The organism is Nocardia arizonensis (assembly GCF_001310275.1).
In the GTDB taxonomy this organism is placed as follows: domain Bacteria; phylum Actinomycetota; class Actinomycetes; order Mycobacteriales; family Mycobacteriaceae; genus Nocardia; species Nocardia arizonensis.
Genome location: NZ_LGYZ01000106.1, coordinates 101397 through 119779 on the forward strand (window position 1 = coordinate 101397; position 18383 = coordinate 119779).

An 18383-nucleotide genomic window follows, 5' to 3' on the forward strand; every position below is an offset into this window, starting at 1 on the left:
CGAACGCCCGAAAGACACGACGCGGGCGCTATGATCCGTGGAGGCACGCGTGAGCAAGAACCTGACACAGCTGGAAATCCTCACCGAGTTGCAGCCGGTGGCCGAACAGAATCTGAACCGTCATCTCTCGATGGCCAAGGAATGGCACCCGCACGACTACGTGCCGTGGGACGAGGGCCGCAACTTCGCCGCGATGGGCGGCGAAGACTGGGCGCCCGAACAATCCAAACTCAGTGAGATCGCCAAGGTCGCGATGATCACCAACCTGCTCACCGAGGACAACCTACCCTCCTATCACCGGGAGATCGCCCAGAACTTCTCCCAGGACGGCGCGTGGGGCACCTGGGTCGGCCGCTGGACCGCCGAGGAGAATCGCCACGGCATCGTCATGCGCGACTACCTGGTGGTCACTCGCGGCGTCGACCCGGTCGCGCTGGAGCAGGCGCGCATGACCCACATGACCACCGGCGCGAACGCGCCCCAGGACTGGGGTGGATTCCTGGTCAACGTCGCGTACGTGACCTTCCAGGAACTGGCCACCCGGGTCAGCCACCGCAATACCGGCAGGGTCTGCGAGGATCCGATCGCCGACCGCATGCTCCAGCGCATCGCCGCCGACGAGAACCTGCACATGATCTTCTACCGGAACCTGTGCGGCGCCGCGCTGGATCTGGTGCCCGACCAGGCCATCGCCGCGGTGACCCGGATCATCACGAATTTCGTCATGCCCGGCGCGACCATGCCGAACTTCCGCCGCAACGGCGTGCTCATGGCCAAGCACGGCATCTACGACCTGCGCCAGCACCTCGAAGAGGTCGTGCAGCCGGTGTTGAAGAAGTGGAACGTCTTCGAGCGCACCGATTTCACCGCTCGCGGCGAACAGGAGCGTGACAAGCTCGCCGAATTCCTCGAAAAGCTCGGCCGCGACGTGGTCAAGTTCGAGGAGCAGCGCGACCGGTTGCTCGCCCGGGAAGCCGCCCGGTTCCAGCCCGCCTGAGTCTTCCCGCGTGCCCGATCCGTCGCCGCGGTGGGCACCCGAGGTACGAATCCGCGCCGGGCGGTTCAGTATTCGGCGCGCAGATGGGTCACGTCGCCGGCCGAGAGCGCCCGGTCGCCGACGATGAGCCGCCCGTGTTCGTCGACATCGCTCGCGACGCCGGTCAGCACCTCGCCGCCCGGCAGTTCCGCCCGCACCCGCGCGCCGAGGGTGGCGCAGTGCGCGCGGTAGGCGGCGGCGAGATCATCCACGGCCCAGCCGGTTTCGCGCCACGCGGTGAAGCGGCGCGCGAATTCGGTGAGCAGCGCCAGGATCAACTCGGTGCGATCCAGCGTCGACGCCTGTGCCAGCGCCAGCGAGATCGCGTGCGGCACCGGCAGTTCGGCCTCGGTCATACTCACGTTCACCCCGACGCCAACCACGATGGCAGGTGCGGGCGGGCCCGCCGCGACCTCGGCGAGTATGCCCGCGACCTTGCGCCCGCCGATCAGTACGTCGTTGGGCCACTTGAGTTTCGCGTCGACCCCGGCGGTGCCGCGCAGCGCGTCGACCACCGCGATCCCGGTGAGCAGCGGCAGCCACCCCAGCGCCGCCGGGTCGATGCCGTGCGGGCGCACCAGCATCGACATCGAGATCTGCGCCCGCGGCGGGCTGACCCAGTTGCGCGCGTGCCGTCCCCGCCCGGCCTCCTGCGCCTCCGCGACCAGCACGCCGGTATCGCGCGGCGACGCGGTCGCGCGCGCCACCAGATCGGCGTTGGTCGAACCGGTCGACTCCACCACGTCGATCGCGCCGAACAACGGCAGTGACGCGGCGACTTCGCGCCGCAGGCGCGCGAGGTCGAGCGGTTGGCGCGGCGCGGATTCCGAGGAGTGGTTGCTCACCCGTGGCACGCTACCGGGCGCGCGGTTCAAGCGGCCTTCCGCCGAACCACCCTTCCTTCCCCCGAACCACCCTTCCGCCGAAATCGGACCGACGCGCCGGGATAGATTGTGCGAACACACAAATCGGAAGCTTCGATCGGCGGCGGATTCACCCTGGATATCCGGCACGTAACATGATCTAGCTGCGGTTTTACTACTGGCGGGTAGCCAGTACCGGGTTACGGAGGGAGGGGGTCTGTAGCTACACTCCGGAGCCATGACGAGTGTCCAGCAGCAGCCCGCATCAGGTTCGGCGGGTTCCCCCGATATCCACACCACCGCCGGGAAGCTGGCTGACCTGCGGAATCGGCTGGAAGAGGCCCAACACCCGATGGGTGAGGCCGCGGTCGACAAGGTGCACGCCAAGGGCAAGATGACCGCCCGCGAACGCATCCTGGCCCTGCTGGACGAGGGTTCCTTCGTCGAACTCGACGCGCTCGCCCGGCACCGCTCGGTGAATTTCGGCCTGGAGAACAACCGCCCGCTCGGCGACGGCGTCGTCACCGGCTACGGCACCATCGACGGCCGCGACGTCTGCATCTTCAGCCAGGACGTCACCGTCTTCGGCGGCAGCCTCGGCGAGGTCTACGGCGAGAAGATCGTCAAGGTCATGGACCTGGCGCTCAAGACCGGACGTCCGCTTGTCGGCATCAACGAGGGCGCGGGCGCGCGCATCCAGGAGGGCGTCGTCTCGCTCGGCCTCTACGGCGAGATCTTCCACCGCAACATCCAGGCCAGCGGCGTGATCCCGCAGATCTCGCTGATCATGGGTCCGGCCGCGGGCGGCCACGTCTACTCTCCCGCGCTGACCGACTTCGTCGTGATGGTCGATCAGACCAGCCAGATGTTCGTCACCGGTCCCGACGTCATCAAGACGGTCACCGGCGAGGACGTCACCATGGAGGATCTGGGCGGCGCGCACACCCACATGGTCAAGTCCGGTGTGGCGCACTACGTCGCCTCGGGCGAGCAGGACGCGCTGGACTACGTCAAGGATCTGCTGTCCTACCTGCCCAGCAACAATCGCGCCGAGGCCCCCCGCTTCCCGGCCACCGACCCGATCAGCGGCGCGATCGAGGACTCGCTCACCGACGAGGACCTCGAACTCGACTCGATCATCCCGGATTCGCCGAACCAGCCCTACGACATGCACGAGGTCATCGCGCGGCTGCTCGACGACGACGAATTCCTCGAGGTGCAGGCCGAGCGCGCGATGAACATCATCGTGGGCTTCGGGCGCGTCGACGGCCGCAGCGTCGGCATCGTCGCCAACCAGCCCACCCAGTTCGCGGGCTGCCTCGACATCGACGCCTCGGAGAAGGCCGCGCGCTTCGTGCGCACCTGCGACGCGTTCAACATCCCGATCATCACCCTGGTCGACGTGCCCGGCTTCCTGCCCGGCACCGGGCAGGAGTACAACGGCATCATCCGGCGCGGCGCCAAGCTGCTCTACGCCTACGGCGAGGCCACTGTGGGCAAAATCACGATCATCACCCGCAAGGCTTACGGCGGCGCTTACGACGTCATGGGCTCCAAGCACATGGGCGCCGACGTGAACCTCGCCTGGCCCACCGCCCAGATCGCCGTCATGGGCGCGTCCGGCGCCGTCGGCTTCGTCTACCGCAAGCAGTTGCAGCAGGCCGCCAAGGACGGCGGCGACGTCGATGCGCTGCGGCTCGAGCTCCAGAACGAGTACGAGGACACGTTGGTGAACCCCTACGTCGCCGCCGAGCGCGGTTACGTGGACGCGGTCATCCCGCCGTCGCACACCCGTGGTCAGATCGTCTCCGCACTGCGACTGCTGGAACGCAAGATGGTGACGCTGCCGCCCAAGAAGCACGGAAACATCCCGTTGTGAATCCGCGATACTCTCGGTAGGCCGCGCACACTTGTTGTAGGAGGGCACGTTTTTCGGACACCCACGGGGTATTCGGAGAACGTCGTACGGAGACATCGAGTAGTGGCGCCGGCCCGCCGGGCGGACGCCTGATCGAGGTAGAGAGAGGATCTGGCACTGTGACGACCGTGGCAGAAGAAGATGTGTTGACCGCCGCCGAATTGGAGCTCACAGTCGACCCGATCGCGCAGGAGGCCGAGGCGGTTCTCGAGGCCGCCGCGACCGCGGACGCGGACGAGAAGCCGTTCGTTCGGATCATCAAGGGCGCGCCGACCGATGCCGAGATCGCCGCGCTGGTCTGCGTGCTGAGCGCCGCCGCGGGTAATGGCGCGGCCGCGGTCGACACGGGTCCGGCCGATGCCTGGGGTCGCCCGACCCTCATGCATCGCGGCACCTCACCGTTCTCGCCGTACGCCTTCCCGCAACTGTCGCATCTGCGCTGACGTGAGCGAACTCCGCGTGCGCCCGGCGACGCCACCCGCATACGGCACCGCCGCGCCGGGCGCTCGCGGAGCGCGATCGTGACACATCTCGTACTGGCATCCGCCTCCCCCGCTCGCCGGGCGGTATTGCGCGCGGCGGGTATCGAGCCGGTCGTCCGCGTCTCCGATGTGGACGAGGATGCCCTCGCCGCGGCCCTGCCCCCGGACACCGGCCCGGAGGCCGTGGTAACCGAGCTGGCCAGGGCCAAGGCGGAGTCGGTCCTGCGCGCTGGACTCGGCGATATCGCCGCCGATTGCGTTGTCGTCGGATGCGATTCGATGCTGCTCGTCGACGGGCGGCTCCAGGGCAAACCCCATACTCCCGAGGTCACGCGGGCACGATGGGCCGCGATGGCCGGGCGCAGCGCCGATCTGATCACCGGACACTGCGTCTTGCGCGTGTCCGAGGGGCGCGTCGTCGGCTCCGCGCTCGATTGCAGTTGCACCACCGTGCATTTCGCCAAACCCGAACCCGAGGAACTCGACGCCTATGTCGCCAGCGGCGAGCCGTTGCAGGTGGCGGGCGCGTTCACCCTGGACGGGCGCGGCGGCTGGTTCGTGGAACGGATCTCCGGCGATCCGTCCAGCGTCATCGGGATCGGACTACCACTGCTGCGCCGACTGCTTGGCGATGTCGGGGTCGGCATTGCGCAACTGTGGGCCGATACGTCCCCCTGACGGCGGCGCGGGCTCACGCATCGGCTGTTCGGCGACTCCCACCGGCACCGCGGCCTCGCGCTCGTCCTGAGCGCGTCGCGCCGCGCTGAGTTCCAGGCGCACCACGCACAATTCGGGCTCGACGAACGGGTGCAGCCGCACATTCACCTCACCGCGCCCGCCGTTGCGGTCGAGCACCTCTTTGATCTGCCCCAGATGGACGCTGCACACCACATCCGAATGGGTGCGCGCGAGTTCGCGCAGCGGGCAGGCGGTCATCTTGATGAGCACCTGTTCCTCGGATTCCGCGGCGTCACGCTCGGGGGCGTATCCGAGTTCGGAGAGCAATGTCACGGTGACGTCCTTGGCGTCCTCCAGTGACTCCACCGCGTGATCACCCGCGTCCAGGGTGGCGCCCCACGCCCGGCCCGCCGACAGCGCGGCCTCCGACCGGCGGCGCGGATCGGACCCGAGCTGATCCGCGAGCACCTGAGCCAGCTCCTGGTAGCCGACCGATCGCTGAACGGCGGTGTAGCCGATGCGCGGACGACCGCGACCGCGCGGGGGCTGCTGAAATTGTCGGACCAGCGATTCCTTGGTGAGAACGTCGAGATGAAATCGAACCGTGGTGACGTGCTGTCCGGTAATTCTGGCCAGTTCTTGGGCATCGAGGGGCTCGCCGGCGCCACGTAGGATCGCGAGCAGTCGCCGCCGCGGCCAAGAATCGGACATAGCTCACCCCTCCTCCCGGGAGACTTTATCGGATGCGGGTGCGATTTATTCGCTCATTCAGCCGATTTGTGATCTGACACGAGTTTCACTTTCGTCCCACACTTACCATCGCGGTGCGACATGAACCGCCGAAACCAGCCGACTATCTCGCGTGAAGGACCCCACATCGTGCCCGCAGCACCGGACCCACATCCCTCATTCGGTTCCTACGCACATCCTCAACGACTAGTAACCACAGAGTGGCTGTCGGCAAACATAGGCACGCCGGGACTCAAGATCATCGAATCCAACGACGATATCCTGCTCTACGACATCGGCCACGTTCCCGGCGCCGTCAAGATCGACTGGCGGGGCGACCTGAACGATCCGGTGACCCGTGACTATATCGACGGCGTCCGCTTCACCGAACTCATGCGCGCCAAGGGGATCGGGCGAGACGATACCGTGGTGGTCTACGGCGATCGGAACAACGCACAGGCCGCCCACACGCTGTGGCTGTTCACCCTGTTCGGCCACGAGGACGTGCGACTACTCGACGGCGGTCGCGAGGCGTGGATCTCCGAAGAACGCGACACCACCTTCGAGCCGCCGTACCCGAATCGCAGCGAGTACCCCGCGGTTCGCCGCGACGACGCCACCGCGCGCGCCTTCCGCGACGAGGTGCTCGCCCATATGGGCAAACCCATCATCGACGTCCGCTCCACCGCCGAGTACGCGGGCCATACCGCGCCGGGACAGGATGGGCACGCCGATTCGGCCCTGCGCAGCGGACACATCCCCACCGCCCGCAACATTCCCTGGACCAGCGCGGTCGCCCCGGACGGGCGTTTCCGCGCTCGCGCCGAACTCGACGAGATCTACGGCGGTCTGGCCGCGGACGACGATCTGGTGGTCTACAGCCGCGTCGGCGAGCGCTCCAGCCACAGCTGGTTCGTGCTGACCTGCCTGCTCGGCTTCGAGACGGTACGCAATTACGACGGTTCCTGGATCGAATGGGGCAATTCCGTGCGTATGCCGATCGCCAAGGGGAGTGGACCCGGCGCGGCGCCCGCCACGCCCCGACGCACCCGGTCCCGTTGACCACGACCCCGCTGATCTGTGGTTCGATCACAGACGCGCAGGCAATGTGATCCACGACCTACTTATGAGTAGGGCTATCCGAGTTCGGAGTCTGTTGGCAGACTGCCTACACTCGCCCGAGATGTAAGTTGTCGACCACGGGAACGGAGCCTGCGCAGCCACCACCCCCGCGAAGCGACCAAGAGATTGCAACCAGGAGGCTCAGTGCCCAGCCATGCCAGCGCGCGGATCACGAAGGTACTCGTAGCTAACCGAGGCGAGATCGCCGTGCGCGTGATACGGGCGGCCAAGGATGCCGGAATCGGCAGTGTCGCGGTCTACGCGGAACCGGATGCCGACGCACCCTTCGTGAAGCTCGCCGACGAAGCCTTCGCCCTCGGTGGACAGACCTCCGCCGAGTCCTACCTCGTCTTCGACAAGATCCTCGACGCGGCGGCCAAGTCGGGCGCCGACGCCATCCACCCCGGTTACGGATTCCTCTCCGAGAACGCCGACTTCGCCCAGGCCGTGCTCGACGCGGGCCTCATCTGGATCGGCCCCTCCCCCCAGTCCATTCGCGATCTCGGCGACAAGGTCACCGCGCGCCACATCGCCGAGCGGGCCAAGGCCCCGATGGCCGCGGGCACCAAGGATCCGGTGAAGAACGCCGACGAGGTCGTCGCATTCGCCAAGCAGTACGGCGTGCCGGTCGCGATCAAGGCGGCGTTCGGCGGCGGCGGGCGCGGCATGAAGGTCGCGCACACCATCGAGGAGATCCCCGAACTGTTCGAGTCGGCCACCCGCGAGGCGATCGCCGCCTTCGGCCGCGGCGAATGCTTCGTCGAGCAGTACCTGGACAAGGCCCGCCACGTCGAGGCGCAGGTCATCGCCGATCAGCACGGCAACGTCGTGGTCGCGGGCACCCGTGACTGCTCGTTGCAGCGTCGGTTCCAGAAGCTGGTCGAGGAGGCGCCCGCGCCGTTCCTCACCGACGACCAGCGCGCCCGCATCCACGCCTCGGCCAAGGCCATCTGCAAGGAAGCGGGCTACTACGGCGCCGGCACGGTCGAGTACCTGGTCCAGGGCGACACGGTCTCCTTCCTCGAGGTGAACACCCGCCTCCAGGTCGAGCACCCGGTCACCGAGGAAACCGCGGGCATCGACCTGGTGCGCCAGCAGTTCCGCATCGCGGAGGGTCACGAACTCTCGATCACCGAGGACCCGACTCCGCGCGGCCACTCCTTCGAGTTCCGTATCAACGGCGAAGATGCGGGCCGCGGCTTCCTGCCCGCGCCCGGACCGGTCTCGGTCTACCGCGAGCCCACCGGTCCCGGCGTGCGAGTCGATTCCGGCGTGGTCGCGGGCAGCGTCATCGGCGGCCAGTTCGACTCCATGCTGGCCAAGCTGATCGTCACCGGCGAGAACCGCACCCAAGCGCTCGAGCGCGCCCGCCGCGCACTGGCCGAATTCGAGGTCGAAGGCCTGGCCACGGTCATTCCGTTCCACCGCGCGATCGTCGAGGACCCGGCCTTCATCGGCGACGGTGAGAAGTTCGACGTCTACACCAAGTGGATCGAGACCGAGTGGGTCAACAACGTCGAGCCCTACACGCCCGCGGGCGCAACCGAGGACGAGGACGAGGATCTGCCCCGGCAGAAGGTGGTCGTCGAGGTCGGCGGCCGTCGTGTCGAGGTGTCGCTGCCCGGCAACTTCACCGTGGGCGGCGGCGCCGCCGCGGGTAACGGCGGCGGTGTCATCCGCAAGAAGCCCAAGCCCCGCAAGCGCGGCGGCGCGGGCGGCGGCGCAGCTTCCGGTGACGCTGTCACCGCGCCGATGCAGGGCACCGTGGTCAAGGTGGCCGTCGAGGAGGGCCAGTCCGTCGAGGCGGGCGACCTCATCGTCGTGCTCGAGGCCATGAAGATGGAGAATCCGGTCAACGCGCACAAGGCCGGCGTGGTCACCGGCCTGGCGGTCGAGGCGGGCGCCGCCATCACCCAGGGCACGGTCCTCGCCGAGATCAAGTAACGGGTCGTTCGGACACGGGGCGGGTGTGGAACAGTCCGCACCCGCCCTCGGTGTCCGTGGGCTTGTCGGCACGTGCGATATCCCACGCCGACCGGGCGGCGCGCCGCAGTGCGCTGTCGTATCGTGAGCGGGTGAGCAGCTTTCCGATCGAGTCGGACGTGGCGGAGGTGATCCGCGAGCGCCGCGACGCGGGAAGCCGCGCGGACGGTCATCGTCTCGCACTCGTCATCGAAGGCGGCGGCAGCCGCGGTGTGTACGCGGGCGGCATGGTGCTCGCCCTCGAGGAACTGGGACTCTCGTCGGTATTCGACGCGGTCTACGGCACGTCGGCGGGTGCGCTGAACGGCGCGTGGTTCCTGTCCGGCCGGGCCGCGCCCGGCATGCGGACCTGGACCGATCCCGAGATCATTCGCCGTACCATCACCCCGGAGCGGGTGCTGCGCGGGCGGGCGGCGTTCAATCTGCGCTACCTGGTGCACGAGGTCTACGAATCCGTGACGCCGATGGATTTCGGGGCGATCCTGGCCAACCCCACCACCTTCCATCCCGTCGCGACCGATATTCGCACCGGACTCGCGGTGGATCTGCATCCGCACATCGCCGATCGGCACACCCTCCAGGTGGCTCTGCGCGCCTCGGCCGGGCTGCCGATCCTCGCCGGACCGCCCGTCGCGTTCGCCGGTTCGCGGTTTTTCGACGGCGGCCTCTCGGAATCGGTGCCGATCCGAATCGCGGTGCGCGACGGGGCGACCCACGCGCTGATCCTGCGCACGCGCCGCTCGGACGAACACCGCCCGCCGGCCTCGGCGCTGCACCAGATCGTCGGCGGCGGCTATCTGCGGCTGCGCGCGCCGGGGGCCTACCGGTCGTGGCTGGCGCGGGCGGGGCAACAGGAAGCCGAGGATCTCTTCACCGCGCGAATGGGCACCGCTGCCCTACAGATCCATCCGCCGCTCGGCTCCCCCGATATCGACAGCGCCTCACGCGATACCGATCTGCTGCTCGCGGCACTCGAGATCGGCCGGATGGCCACGCATCAGGCGCTGGCGACCGCGGTGCGCGCGGCCTGAACCGCTCACAGGTCGACAGTGACGCCGTCGGAGAGCATGAAGTCGTGCAATTCCAGATGGCTCGGGGTGGCGTCCGCCGGGATGTCGAAAACCAATTGGGCGCTGCCGGACTGGCCGGGCTGTAGGTCGAAGGAATAGCGCGCGCCCTTCAGCACGGTCTGCACCGCGGTCGCGGCGGCATCGTGTTCGAACACACGGCCGTCGCTGTCGATGACCTTCTGCCCGAACGGCAGGAACCATTTCTGCTCGTTGGAGATATTGCGCACGTTCAACGCGACGATCAGGAACGATCCGCGTGCCGTTTGCAGTCCGACGCGCGAGACACCGTATTCCACACCGGTCACGGTGAATTCGAATTTGCCGTCCCGGACCGGCGTATCGGCGGGCGCCGGCGTATTTCTCGACTCCCCCGGCCGCTGCTCGTCGGTGACCGCGGGCGGTCGCGCGACAGTCGAATCCGATGAATTGCTCGACGTGCCCGCGGCAATGAGGGCGAAACAACCTGCGGCGAAGGCGAACGGCGCGAGGAATATCACCACGAGCGCCCCGATGACTCTGCTCAGCACCCCGCCGCGCTTACGCCGTCGCGGCGGCGCGGGGCGCGCGGCGGGCCGGACCGGGGGCACACCGCGCGGATACGCCCGAGCGGGCGCAGGCGGATACGGCCGATAGACAGGCGGCGGCGGCTGATACCTGGTCTCCACGCGCGTCGGCGGCGGCGCGGGGTCGGGCATGACCTTCGTCGGGGACGGTGTCCGAACGGCGGGCGGGGGCATATCGTCGCCGGCTGCCGAGACACTTCCGTGTTCGTGCGGAATAGGCTGTGCAGCAGCGATATTCGGACGCGGCGGCGCGGGGTCGACCTGCCTCGCGGTCGGCCCGTCCGGCAGTACCGCGGTGGGTGGCATCCGCCGCGGCGCGGGCGCTTCGGCGCCGGGCTCGATCGCCGCCCGCGCGGCACGGGCGAACTCACCGGCCGTACGGTGGCGCGCCTCGGGCTGTTTGGCCATACCGCGGGCGATCACCAGATCGAGGGCCGGCGGCACCGCGGCATTCACGGTGGACGGCCGCACCGGGTCGGCCATGAGGTGTCCGCGCATCTGCTGGGCCGGATCGGTATCGCCGTACGGACGCCGACCCGTCACGCATTCATAGAGCACGCAGGCCAGCGAATAGATGTCGGTGCGCGCGTCGGAGACGCCGCTGAACCGTTCGGGCGCCATATACGCCCAAGTGCCGATGGCCATTCCGGTGGCGGTGAGTCCCGCTTGCCCGATCCCGCGGGCGATGCCGAAATCGATGAGGTAGGCGAAACCGTCCGGCCGGACCAGGATGTTGGACGGTTTCACATCGCGGTGGATCAGCCCCGCGCCGTGTGCGGCGTCGAGCGCGGACGCCACCTGGGTGAGTATGTCGACCGCCACGCGCGGCGCGAGCCTGCTCTGCGCGATCAGCCGGGCCGCGAGATCGGTGCCGTCGACATATGCCATCTCGATGTAGAGCCGCCCGTCGACCTCGCCGTGCCGGTGGATCGGCACCAGATGCGGATCGCGCAGGGCCGCTGCGAGTTCGGCCTCGCGTTCGAAACGGGCGCGGTAGCCGGGATCCGCGGCCGATTCACCGGGCAGCAACTTCAGCGCGACCTGCGCGCCGTGCTCGTCGCGCGCCAGCCAGACCTGACCCATACCGCCCTTGCCGAGCAGCCGCTCCAGCCGGTAGGGCCCGAATCGCGCGTCCCCCATAGTGAACCTCCCAGTCACCGTCGGTGCACCGCTACCGCGGGCCGGGGCTGCCAGAAGCCTAGCCCCGCCGCGGCGCCGCGCACAGGAGCGGCGGTGTGAACTACCCGACGCCGCACGCCCCCGCGCGCGCCGACCTAGGGGGCGCGAGCTCGCCGACCTAGAGCGCGCGAGCTCGCCGGCCTAGGGGCGGCGCGGGCGCGCTAGCCTAGGGGTCGTGGAGGAACTTCCGTACGTCAGGATCGGCACCGCGGATCGGGAGGACGCGCTGCGCCGCCTGTCGGACAATTTCGCGGCGGGTCGCCTGAGCGTCGCCGAATTCGACGAACGCAGCGCGATCGTGGCGGCCGCGGTCGTGCGCGAGGACCTCGACCGAGTGTTCACCGATCTGCCCGCCGAACCCGTCACCGTGGCGAAAGTGCCCGAGCGCCGGGCGAGCCGATTCCTGGCCCAGACGCCCGAACGTGTGATGGCGGTGATCCCGATCCTGGCCGTGATCCTGTTCTTCGTGACCGGCAGCTGGCTGTGGTTCCTCGCCATTCCGCTCGCGGGCGCGCTGCTGTTCGAGCGGCGTTCCGAGCGCAGGCGCGGGCGCCGCAGGCGCAGGCGCGAGATCGGGCGGGGCGAGTCCGGCTGATGGAACCCATCGAGATCAACGCGGGCAGCTGGTATCTGCGCGCGCTGCGCGCCGACGACCGCATCGACGACCGTCCCGCCCTCGCCCTCGGCGGCATCACCGACCCCGACTACGTGCGCCGACGCACCGCCGAGTGGGAGGCCGAAACCCATTTCTCGTGGGCGGTCTGCGAACCGACCACCGCCGAACTGGTCGCCGAGATCGGCGTCGAGCCCAATGCGGACGGCACCGCCACCGTCGACGGGTGGGCCCGCGCAGGGTACGAGCCCGCCTTGGCGGACGGTCTCGCCGCGGTCCGTCGATTCGTCGAGGGAGCACTCGGGCTGCGTGGGTGACCACCGCACGCGCGCACCTCCCGCATCGCACTCACGACCGCGGCTTCCGCGAACGTCCACGGCGGCCACTTCGGCGCGACCACGGGGCCGAAGGACCGCCGCGGATCTTCGCCGGGAGCGTCAGGCGATCGCGGACAGCACCCGGTCCATGGCGTCGACCGCGGCGTCGAGTTCCTCGACGGTGACGGTGAGCGGGGGGCGGAAGCGGATGCCCCGCTCACCGGTGCCGAGGATAAGTACGTGTTCTCGCACCCGCAGCGCGCTGACGACGGCGTCTCTCAACTCGGGTTCGGTGAGGCTGATCGCGCACATGAGTCCGCGGCCGCGTGGTTCGGTGACCCGCGGATGGTCATCGGCCAACGCGCGCAACCGCTTCAGCAGATGTTGGCCGGACCGCCGGGCCCCTTCGACCAGATCATCGCGTTCGAGCACCTCGAGGATGCGCCGCGCGCGCACCATATCGGCGAGGTTGCCGCCCCAGGTGGAATTGAGCCGGGAGCCGACGGCGAACACATTGTCGGGTACCTCGTCGACCCGACCGCCCGCCATCACGCCACAGACCTGGGTCTTCTTGCCGAAGGCCACCACATCCGGCGCGAGGCCGAGCTGCCGGTAGGCCCAGGTGCTGCCGGTCATGCCGACACCGGTCTGCACCTCGTCCAGGATGAACAGCGCGTCGTTGTCGTGACACAACCGCTGCACGGCCGAGAGGAATTCCGCGCGCAGATGCCGATCACCGCCCTCGCCCTGGATGGGTTCGGCGATGAAACAGGCGATGTCGTGCGGATTCTCGGCGAAGGCGCGGCGCAACTGGTCGAGGGCGGTCGCCTCGGCGGCTTCGATGTCGCGGCCCTCGGCGAGGTAGGGGCTGTCGATGCGCGGCCAGTCGAAGGCCGGGAAGCGCGCGGTCTTGAGCGGATCGGTATTGGTCAGCGACATCGTGTAGCCGCTGCGGCCGTGGAAGGCGCCGGTCAGGTGTGCCACCTTCGTCCCGAGCTCGGGCCCTCTGCCGTGCGCCTCGTTGTGCCTGCTCTTCCAGTCGAAGGCGACCTTGAGCGCGTTCTCCACCGCGAGCGCGCCGCCGTCGATGAAGAACAGGTGCGGCAGGCGAGGATCACCGAGTACGCGCGCGAAGGTGTCGACGAAGCGCGCCATCTGCACGGTGTAGACATCGGAATTGCTCGGCTTGTTGAGCGCCGCGGCGGTCAGTTCCGCGCGGAAATCCGCGTCCTCGGCCAGGGCCGGATGATTCATGCCGAGCGCGTTGGAGGCGAAGAAGCCGAACATGTCGAGGTAGGTGCTGCCGTCGCGTTCGTCGACGAGACGGCAGCCTCGGGATAGTCGGAGGTCGAGGACGAGGTCGAAGCCGTCGGCGAGGATATGCGCCGCCAAGATCTCGTGCACCCGTGCGGCGGGGATGACCGATGCCGTGTCACCGCCCGATCGGGTGTGGTCCAGTTCGAGGGTCACCTTCGAAGGGTACCGGAAAAATTAACGCATTCCCTACACAAGAGCGAATAAATTTTCGCCATCAACTATCTGTCATAGAATGTCTGAAGGATGATGGTACTTCGAGTACGAACGTTGGCGGTGGCCCTGATCTCCTGGAGCAACTGCTCGAGGTGCCGCGGCGAGGCCACCCGGACGAGCAGTATGTAGCTCTCGTCGCCCGCGACCGAATGGCATGCCTCGATGCCGGGGATGTGCTGGAGCACGGCCGGGGCGTCGTCGGGCTGCGACGGATCGAGAGGAGTGATCGCGACGAATGCCGACAGCAACTGTCCGAGCGCCTCGGGATCCACGTGCGCGGTGTAGCCGCGGATCACCCCGCGCGCCTCTAGCCTGCGCACCCTCGATTGCACCGCCGAGACCGATAGGCTCGCTTTCTCGGCCAAGTTCGACAGGGTGGCGCGACCATCGGCCATCAATTCCCGAATCAGCAGGCGATCGATGTCATCGAGTACTGGTCTTGCCGGTGTATCCGCCATCAGGCGAGGCTAACCCAGCCGGGGCCGGTCAGGGCGGAAACATCGACTCGTTCACATCCGGCAACATCAGCGGAACCGAAGGTGACCCGTAACCAACGCCAAGTAACCAAAGGCTCAGCGAAACAAAGACATCCATGCCGGCACCGACACAGCGGAGCAACCGATGACACACACTCTCAGCGACCAGCTCACCCCCGGACTCACCGCGCGCGCCACGGAGTTGCTGCGCACCCTCGGCGCCGAGCCGCCGCAGCCGGGTGACCTCATCGTCGGCACCCCGATTACCGGCGGGCAACTGCTGAGCCTGCGCGCCGATACCGTCGCCGACGCCGACGCCGCGATCACCCGCGCCGCCGCCGCGTTCCGCTCCTGGCGCACGGTGCCCGCCCCCGCGCGGGCCGCGGTCGTGCGTCGCCTCGCCGAGCTGTTGCGCGCGCACAAGCGAGACCTCGGCGAGCTGGTAACACTCGAGGCGGGCAAGATCGGCGCCGAGGCCGTCGGCGAGGTCCAGGAGATGATCGACATCTGCGAATTCGCCATCGGACTGTCGCGTCAGCTCTACGGCCGCACCATGCCCTCCGAACGTCCCGGCCACCGACTCATGGAGACCTGGCATCCGCTCGGCGTGGTCGGGGTGATCTCGGCCTTCAACTTCCCGGTCGCGGTGTGGGCGTGGAATACCGCGATCGCACTGGTTTGCGGTGACACCGTGGTGTGGAAGCCCTCGCAGACCACGCCGCTTACCGCGCTGGCCTGCCACGCCCTGCTGCGCCGCGCCGCCGCCGAGGTCGGCGCGAATCCCGAAGTGCACCAACTGATCCAGGGCGATGCGCAGATCGGTGAACGGCTGGTCGACGACGAACGGGTCGCGCTGGTCAGCGCTACCGGGTCGGTACGCATGGGCCGCGCAGTCGCCCCGCGAGTGGCCGCGCGGTTCGGCCGCTGCCTGCTGGAACTCGGTGGCAACAACGCGGCGATCGTCACCCCGTCCGCCGATCTGGAATTGGCTTCCCGGGCCATCGTTTTCGCCGCCGCGGGCACCGCGGGCCAGCGCTGCACCACCCTGCGCAGACTCCTCGTGCACGTCGACGTGGTCGGCCCGCTGCTGGACCGACTCGAGAAGGCATACGGACAACTGCGCGTCGGAAACCCTCTCGAAGAAGGGATTTCGGTCGGCCCGCTCATCAACGCCGCCGCCCATGAAGGGATGCGCACCGCGATCGACCGCGCCCGCGCCGACGGCGGCCACCTGGTGTGCGGCGGCGAACGCGTCGCACTCGGCGGCCCCGACGCCTATTACGTCCGGCCGGCCATCGTGCGCATGCCCGCCCAGACCGCCATCGTGCGCGAGGAGACCTTCGCCCCCATCCTCTACGTCCTGACCTACCACGATCTCGACCACGCCATCGAACTACACAACGAGGTCCCCCAGGGACTTTCGTCCTCGATATTCACCACCGACCAGCGCGAGGCCGAACGCTTCCTCGCCGCCGACGGCTCCGACTGCGGTATCGCCAACGTCAATATCGGCACCTCGGGTGCCGAGATCGGCGGCGCCTTCGGCGGCGAGAAACACACCGGCGGCGGTCGCGAATCCGGTTCGGACTCCTGGAAGGCATACATGCGCCGCGCCACCAACACCGTCAACTATTCCGCCGAACTCCCCCTCGCCCAGGGCATTACCTTCGCCTGACCCCTCTGACCAGGCGATTAGGCGCCCACCCCACCCGCGTGTAGGGTTGAGATATCCGACGCGGGGTGGAGCAGCTCGGTAGCTCGCTGGGCTCATAACCCAGAGGTCGCAGGTTCAAATCCTGTCCCCGCTACAAAGGTCCTGGTGAGGGAGTTAACAAACTCCCTCACCAGGACTATTTCTTGGCTTCGTCGTCCTTGACTTGGGTAAGGCCGGCACCGACGCCCAGGCGGGCGAGGAGTTCGGCGAGCAGCGTGTCGACGCGGATGGCGATGTCGTCGCGGACCAGGCGCATGCGTTCGATGCCGTCGATGCCGCGTTCGGAGGGTTCGTCGGTGTCCCAGTTGATGATTCGCACACCGGCGTGTGGCCTGGTGAACTGTCTTGACGAAAGATGCCTTCCGGGTTCGTGTCCGTGTGCCGGGCCGGGCTCGGGTGGCGACGGGATCGCATGGTGGATATCGAGGACGGAGAGTCGGGGCAACGGCGACGACGTCTCGGCGACCGCTGTCCCGATCGGGTTTCGGCTCGAGGATGCGAGTGTTCCTGCGCGCACGGGCACGCCCTCGGGGCGGTCCGCGGCAACCCGGTGTCGGCCCGGTGGTGGGGAGCGGGTCCCTCGCGCTTGACCCAAGATATTTGATCAGCGATCATTGAGTCAATGAGTACTGAGGGATCGTGGTCGGTGGAGCGGCGCGCCGAAGTGCACGCCGCGCTCGCCGACGTCACGCGCGTGCGGATCGTGGACATCCTGGCCACCGGCGACATGGCGTCCTCGGAACTGTGCGCGCGGTTGGGTCTGCCGACGAACCTGTTGGCTCACCACGTCCAGGTCCTCGAACGCGCCGGGCTGGTGCGACGGGACCGTTCCGAAGGCGACCGCCGCCGCAGCTATCTGCGGTTGGTGACCGTATTCGGCGCGAATCTGTTGCCGCGCGGTGTGATCGCGGCCCAGCGGGTGGTGTTCGTGTGCAGCCGCAACACCGCGCGCTCGCAGTTGGCGGTGGCCGCGTGGTCCCAGCGCAGCGAGGTCCCGGCGACCTCGGCCGGAACGCACCCGGCCGAGCGGGTGCATCCGGGGGCGATCGCCGCGGCGCGCCGTCACCGGATTCCGTTGCACGCCAGCGCTCCTCGCGGGTTGCAGGGCCTGGTGCGGGCGGGGGATCTGGTGATCGCGGTCTGCGACAACGCCCACGAGGAACTGCCCGCCGACCCGGACCGGCTGCACTGGTCGATCCCGGACCCGGTGTCCGCGGGCACCGACGCTGCCTTCGACCACGCCCTCGAGCAACTGCGCCGCCGCATCGACCGCATCGCGTTCACTGTCACCCCCGCCACCGTCACCCCCGCCACCGACACCGCGTGACCGTCACCCCCGCCGGACACGCCCCGAACCACCACCTGGAGTTCGTCATGCCCGAAAGCCCGCTCGCCCACGCCACCTCCGCGCGCGAGGAACTGACCATCGACCAGCAACTCGCGCTCACGACAGCCGCGACGCGCCTCCAACGAGAGTTCACCGAGTCCTTCGGTGTGGAGACCATCGAACGATTCCTGCACTCCTCCTACGACCAGTTCGCCGGACGCGCGACCGTGGTGAATTTCCTGCCGCTGCTGGCCGAGCGGTTCGCCCGCCAACGCCTGCGCGCGCTGGCGCGGGTGGAGGGCAAGATCATCGACGGCAAGCCGACGGTGCTGTTCCTGTGCACCCACAACGCCGGACGCTCGCAGATGGCCCTCGGGTTCTTCACCCACCTGGCCGGAGAACACGCGGTGGCATGGTCGGGCGGCTCCGAACCCGGCGAGGAGATCAATCCCGCCGCGGTCGCGGCGATGGCCGAGGTCGACATCGACATCACCGGCGAGTTCCCCAAACCCTGGACCGAGGAGATCGTGCGCGCCGCCGACGTCATCATCACAATGGGCTGCGGGGACGCCTGCCCGGTCTATCCCGGACACCGCTACGAGGAATGGGTCCTCGAGGACCCCGCGGGCCAGGACCTGGAATCGGTGCGCCCGATCCGCGACGAGATCGAGGAGCGTGTACGGCGCCTGCTCGGCGAACTCCAGATCACCACGCTCGACTGAGCTGACCGCAGCGGACTGTTTTCGGGGTTGCATCCTGTACCGGGGTACAGGCTTACCGTGA

The 18383-nt window shown here is 68.4% G+C and carries 17 protein-coding genes, 1 tRNA gene and 1 pseudogene; 13 read left to right on the forward strand and 6 right to left on the reverse strand.

Annotation, left to right across the window (positions count from 1 at the left end; translation table 11 throughout):
* Nucleotides 1-49 precede the first annotated feature (49 nt).
* On the forward strand, nt 50-997 hold the full coding sequence (locus tag APZ21_RS24495) for an acyl-ACP desaturase (protein ID WP_054815628.1): 948 nt from the start codon (nt 50-52) through the stop codon (nt 995-997).
* 65 nt (nt 998-1062) lie between these two features.
* Here APZ21_RS24495 and APZ21_RS24500 read toward each other — a convergent pair whose 3' ends face one another.
* The gene (locus APZ21_RS24500) at nt 1063-1827 is read right to left on the reverse strand and encodes a biotin--[acetyl-CoA-carboxylase] ligase (protein WP_239476797.1); all 765 of its coding nucleotides are present in this window, start codon (nt 1825-1827) and stop codon (nt 1063-1065) included.
* Nucleotides 1828-2137: 310 nt separating this feature from the next.
* On the opposite strand from APZ21_RS24500, the gene APZ21_RS24505 reads away from it, so the two are divergent.
* From APZ21_RS24505 to APZ21_RS24515, 3 genes are all read left to right on the forward strand, one after another.
* Nucleotides 2138-3778, forward strand: a complete 1641-nt coding sequence (locus APZ21_RS24505; RefSeq protein ID WP_054815629.1) for an acyl-CoA carboxylase subunit beta — start codon at nt 2138-2140, stop codon at nt 3776-3778.
* Nucleotides 3779-3936: 158 nt separating this feature from the next.
* Nucleotides 3937-4260: an acyl-CoA carboxylase subunit epsilon gene (locus tag APZ21_RS24510; RefSeq protein WP_054815630.1), complete on the forward strand. Its 324-nt coding sequence runs from the start codon at nt 3937-3939 to the stop codon at nt 4258-4260.
* A 78-nt stretch (nt 4261-4338) separates the two neighbouring features.
* A complete protein-coding gene (locus tag APZ21_RS24515) occupies nt 4339-4977 on the forward strand; it encodes a Maf family protein (protein ID WP_054815631.1) in 639 nt (212 codons plus the stop codon).
* Here the strand turns inward: APZ21_RS24515 and APZ21_RS24520 are convergent.
* A complete protein-coding gene (locus tag APZ21_RS24520; protein WP_054815632.1) occupies nt 4903-5688 on the reverse strand; it encodes a helix-turn-helix transcriptional regulator in 786 nt (261 codons plus the stop codon). The two genes, APZ21_RS24515 and APZ21_RS24520, sit on opposite strands and share 75 nt — an antisense overlap.
* Before the next feature lie 168 nt (nt 5689-5856).
* Here APZ21_RS24520 and APZ21_RS24525 point away from each other — a divergent pair, with 168 nt between their 5' ends.
* From APZ21_RS24525 to APZ21_RS24535, 3 genes are all read left to right on the forward strand, one after another.
* Complete coding sequence (locus tag APZ21_RS24525) at nt 5857-6768, forward strand: sulfurtransferase (RefSeq protein ID WP_054815647.1); 912 nt, start codon at nt 5857-5859, stop codon at nt 6766-6768.
* A gap of 204 nt (nt 6769-6972) precedes the next feature.
* Nucleotides 6973-8772: an acetyl/propionyl/methylcrotonyl-CoA carboxylase subunit alpha gene (locus APZ21_RS24530; protein WP_054815633.1), complete on the forward strand. Its 1800-nt coding sequence runs from the start codon at nt 6973-6975 to the stop codon at nt 8770-8772.
* A 131-nt stretch (nt 8773-8903) separates the two neighbouring features.
* Entirely contained in the window at nt 8904-9842 is a 939-nt protein-coding gene (locus APZ21_RS24535) for a patatin-like phospholipase family protein (RefSeq protein WP_082393427.1), read from the forward strand.
* A gap of 5 nt (nt 9843-9847) precedes the next feature.
* Here the strand turns inward: APZ21_RS24535 and APZ21_RS24540 are convergent, their stop codons facing one another.
* Nucleotides 9848-11584, reverse strand: a complete 1737-nt coding sequence (locus tag APZ21_RS24540; RefSeq protein WP_054815634.1) for a serine/threonine-protein kinase — start codon at nt 11582-11584, stop codon at nt 9848-9850.
* Between the two features lie 214 nt (nt 11585-11798).
* On the opposite strand from APZ21_RS24540, the gene APZ21_RS24545 reads away from it, so the two are divergent.
* Together APZ21_RS24545 and APZ21_RS24550 are read left to right on the forward strand one after the other, a co-directional pair.
* Nucleotides 11799-12218 (forward strand): DUF1707 SHOCT-like domain-containing protein, encoded by a 420-nt coding sequence (locus APZ21_RS24545; protein WP_054815635.1) that lies wholly within the window; start codon nt 11799-11801, stop codon nt 12216-12218.
* The gene (locus tag APZ21_RS24550) at nt 12218-12553 is read left to right on the forward strand and encodes a hypothetical protein (RefSeq protein ID WP_054815636.1); all 336 of its coding nucleotides are present in this window, start codon (nt 12218-12220) and stop codon (nt 12551-12553) included. The genes APZ21_RS24545 and APZ21_RS24550 overlap by 1 nt, the downstream gene beginning before the upstream one ends.
* Nucleotides 12554-12673: 120 nt before the next feature.
* Here the strand turns inward: APZ21_RS24550 and lat are convergent, their stop codons facing one another.
* Together lat and APZ21_RS24560 are read right to left on the reverse strand one after the other, a co-directional pair.
* On the reverse strand, nt 12674-14023 hold the full coding sequence (gene lat, locus APZ21_RS24555) for an L-lysine 6-transaminase (RefSeq protein ID WP_054815637.1): 1350 nt from the start codon (nt 14021-14023) through the stop codon (nt 12674-12676).
* A gap of 65 nt (nt 14024-14088) precedes the next feature.
* Nucleotides 14089-14541, reverse strand: coding sequence for an Lrp/AsnC family transcriptional regulator (locus tag APZ21_RS24560; RefSeq protein ID WP_040774829.1), 453 nt, complete (start codon nt 14539-14541; stop codon nt 14089-14091).
* Between the two features lie 163 nt (nt 14542-14704).
* On the opposite strand from APZ21_RS24560, the gene amaB reads away from it, so the two are divergent.
* The gene (gene amaB / locus APZ21_RS24565; RefSeq protein WP_082393423.1) at nt 14705-16234 is read left to right on the forward strand and encodes an L-piperidine-6-carboxylate dehydrogenase; all 1530 of its coding nucleotides are present in this window, start codon (nt 14705-14707) and stop codon (nt 16232-16234) included.
* Nucleotides 16235-16293: 59 nt separating this feature from the next.
* A tRNA-Met gene (locus APZ21_RS24570) sits at nt 16294-16367 on the forward strand.
* A 42-nt stretch (nt 16368-16409) separates the two neighbouring features.
* Here APZ21_RS24570 and APZ21_RS24575 read toward each other — a convergent pair.
* Nucleotides 16410-16589: pseudogene (locus APZ21_RS24575) on the reverse strand (hypothetical protein); the annotation flags it as partial.
* 306 nt (nt 16590-16895) lie between these two features.
* Between APZ21_RS24575 and APZ21_RS24580 the strand changes: the two are divergent.
* Nucleotides 16896-17600: an arsenate reductase/protein-tyrosine-phosphatase family protein gene (locus tag APZ21_RS24580; RefSeq protein WP_054815638.1), complete on the forward strand. Its 705-nt coding sequence runs from the start codon at nt 16896-16898 to the stop codon at nt 17598-17600.
* A 47-nt stretch (nt 17601-17647) separates the two neighbouring features.
* A complete protein-coding gene (locus APZ21_RS24585) occupies nt 17648-18322 on the forward strand; it encodes an arsenate reductase ArsC (protein WP_054815650.1) in 675 nt (224 codons plus the stop codon).
* The last annotated feature ends 61 nt before the right edge of the window (nt 18323-18383 follow it).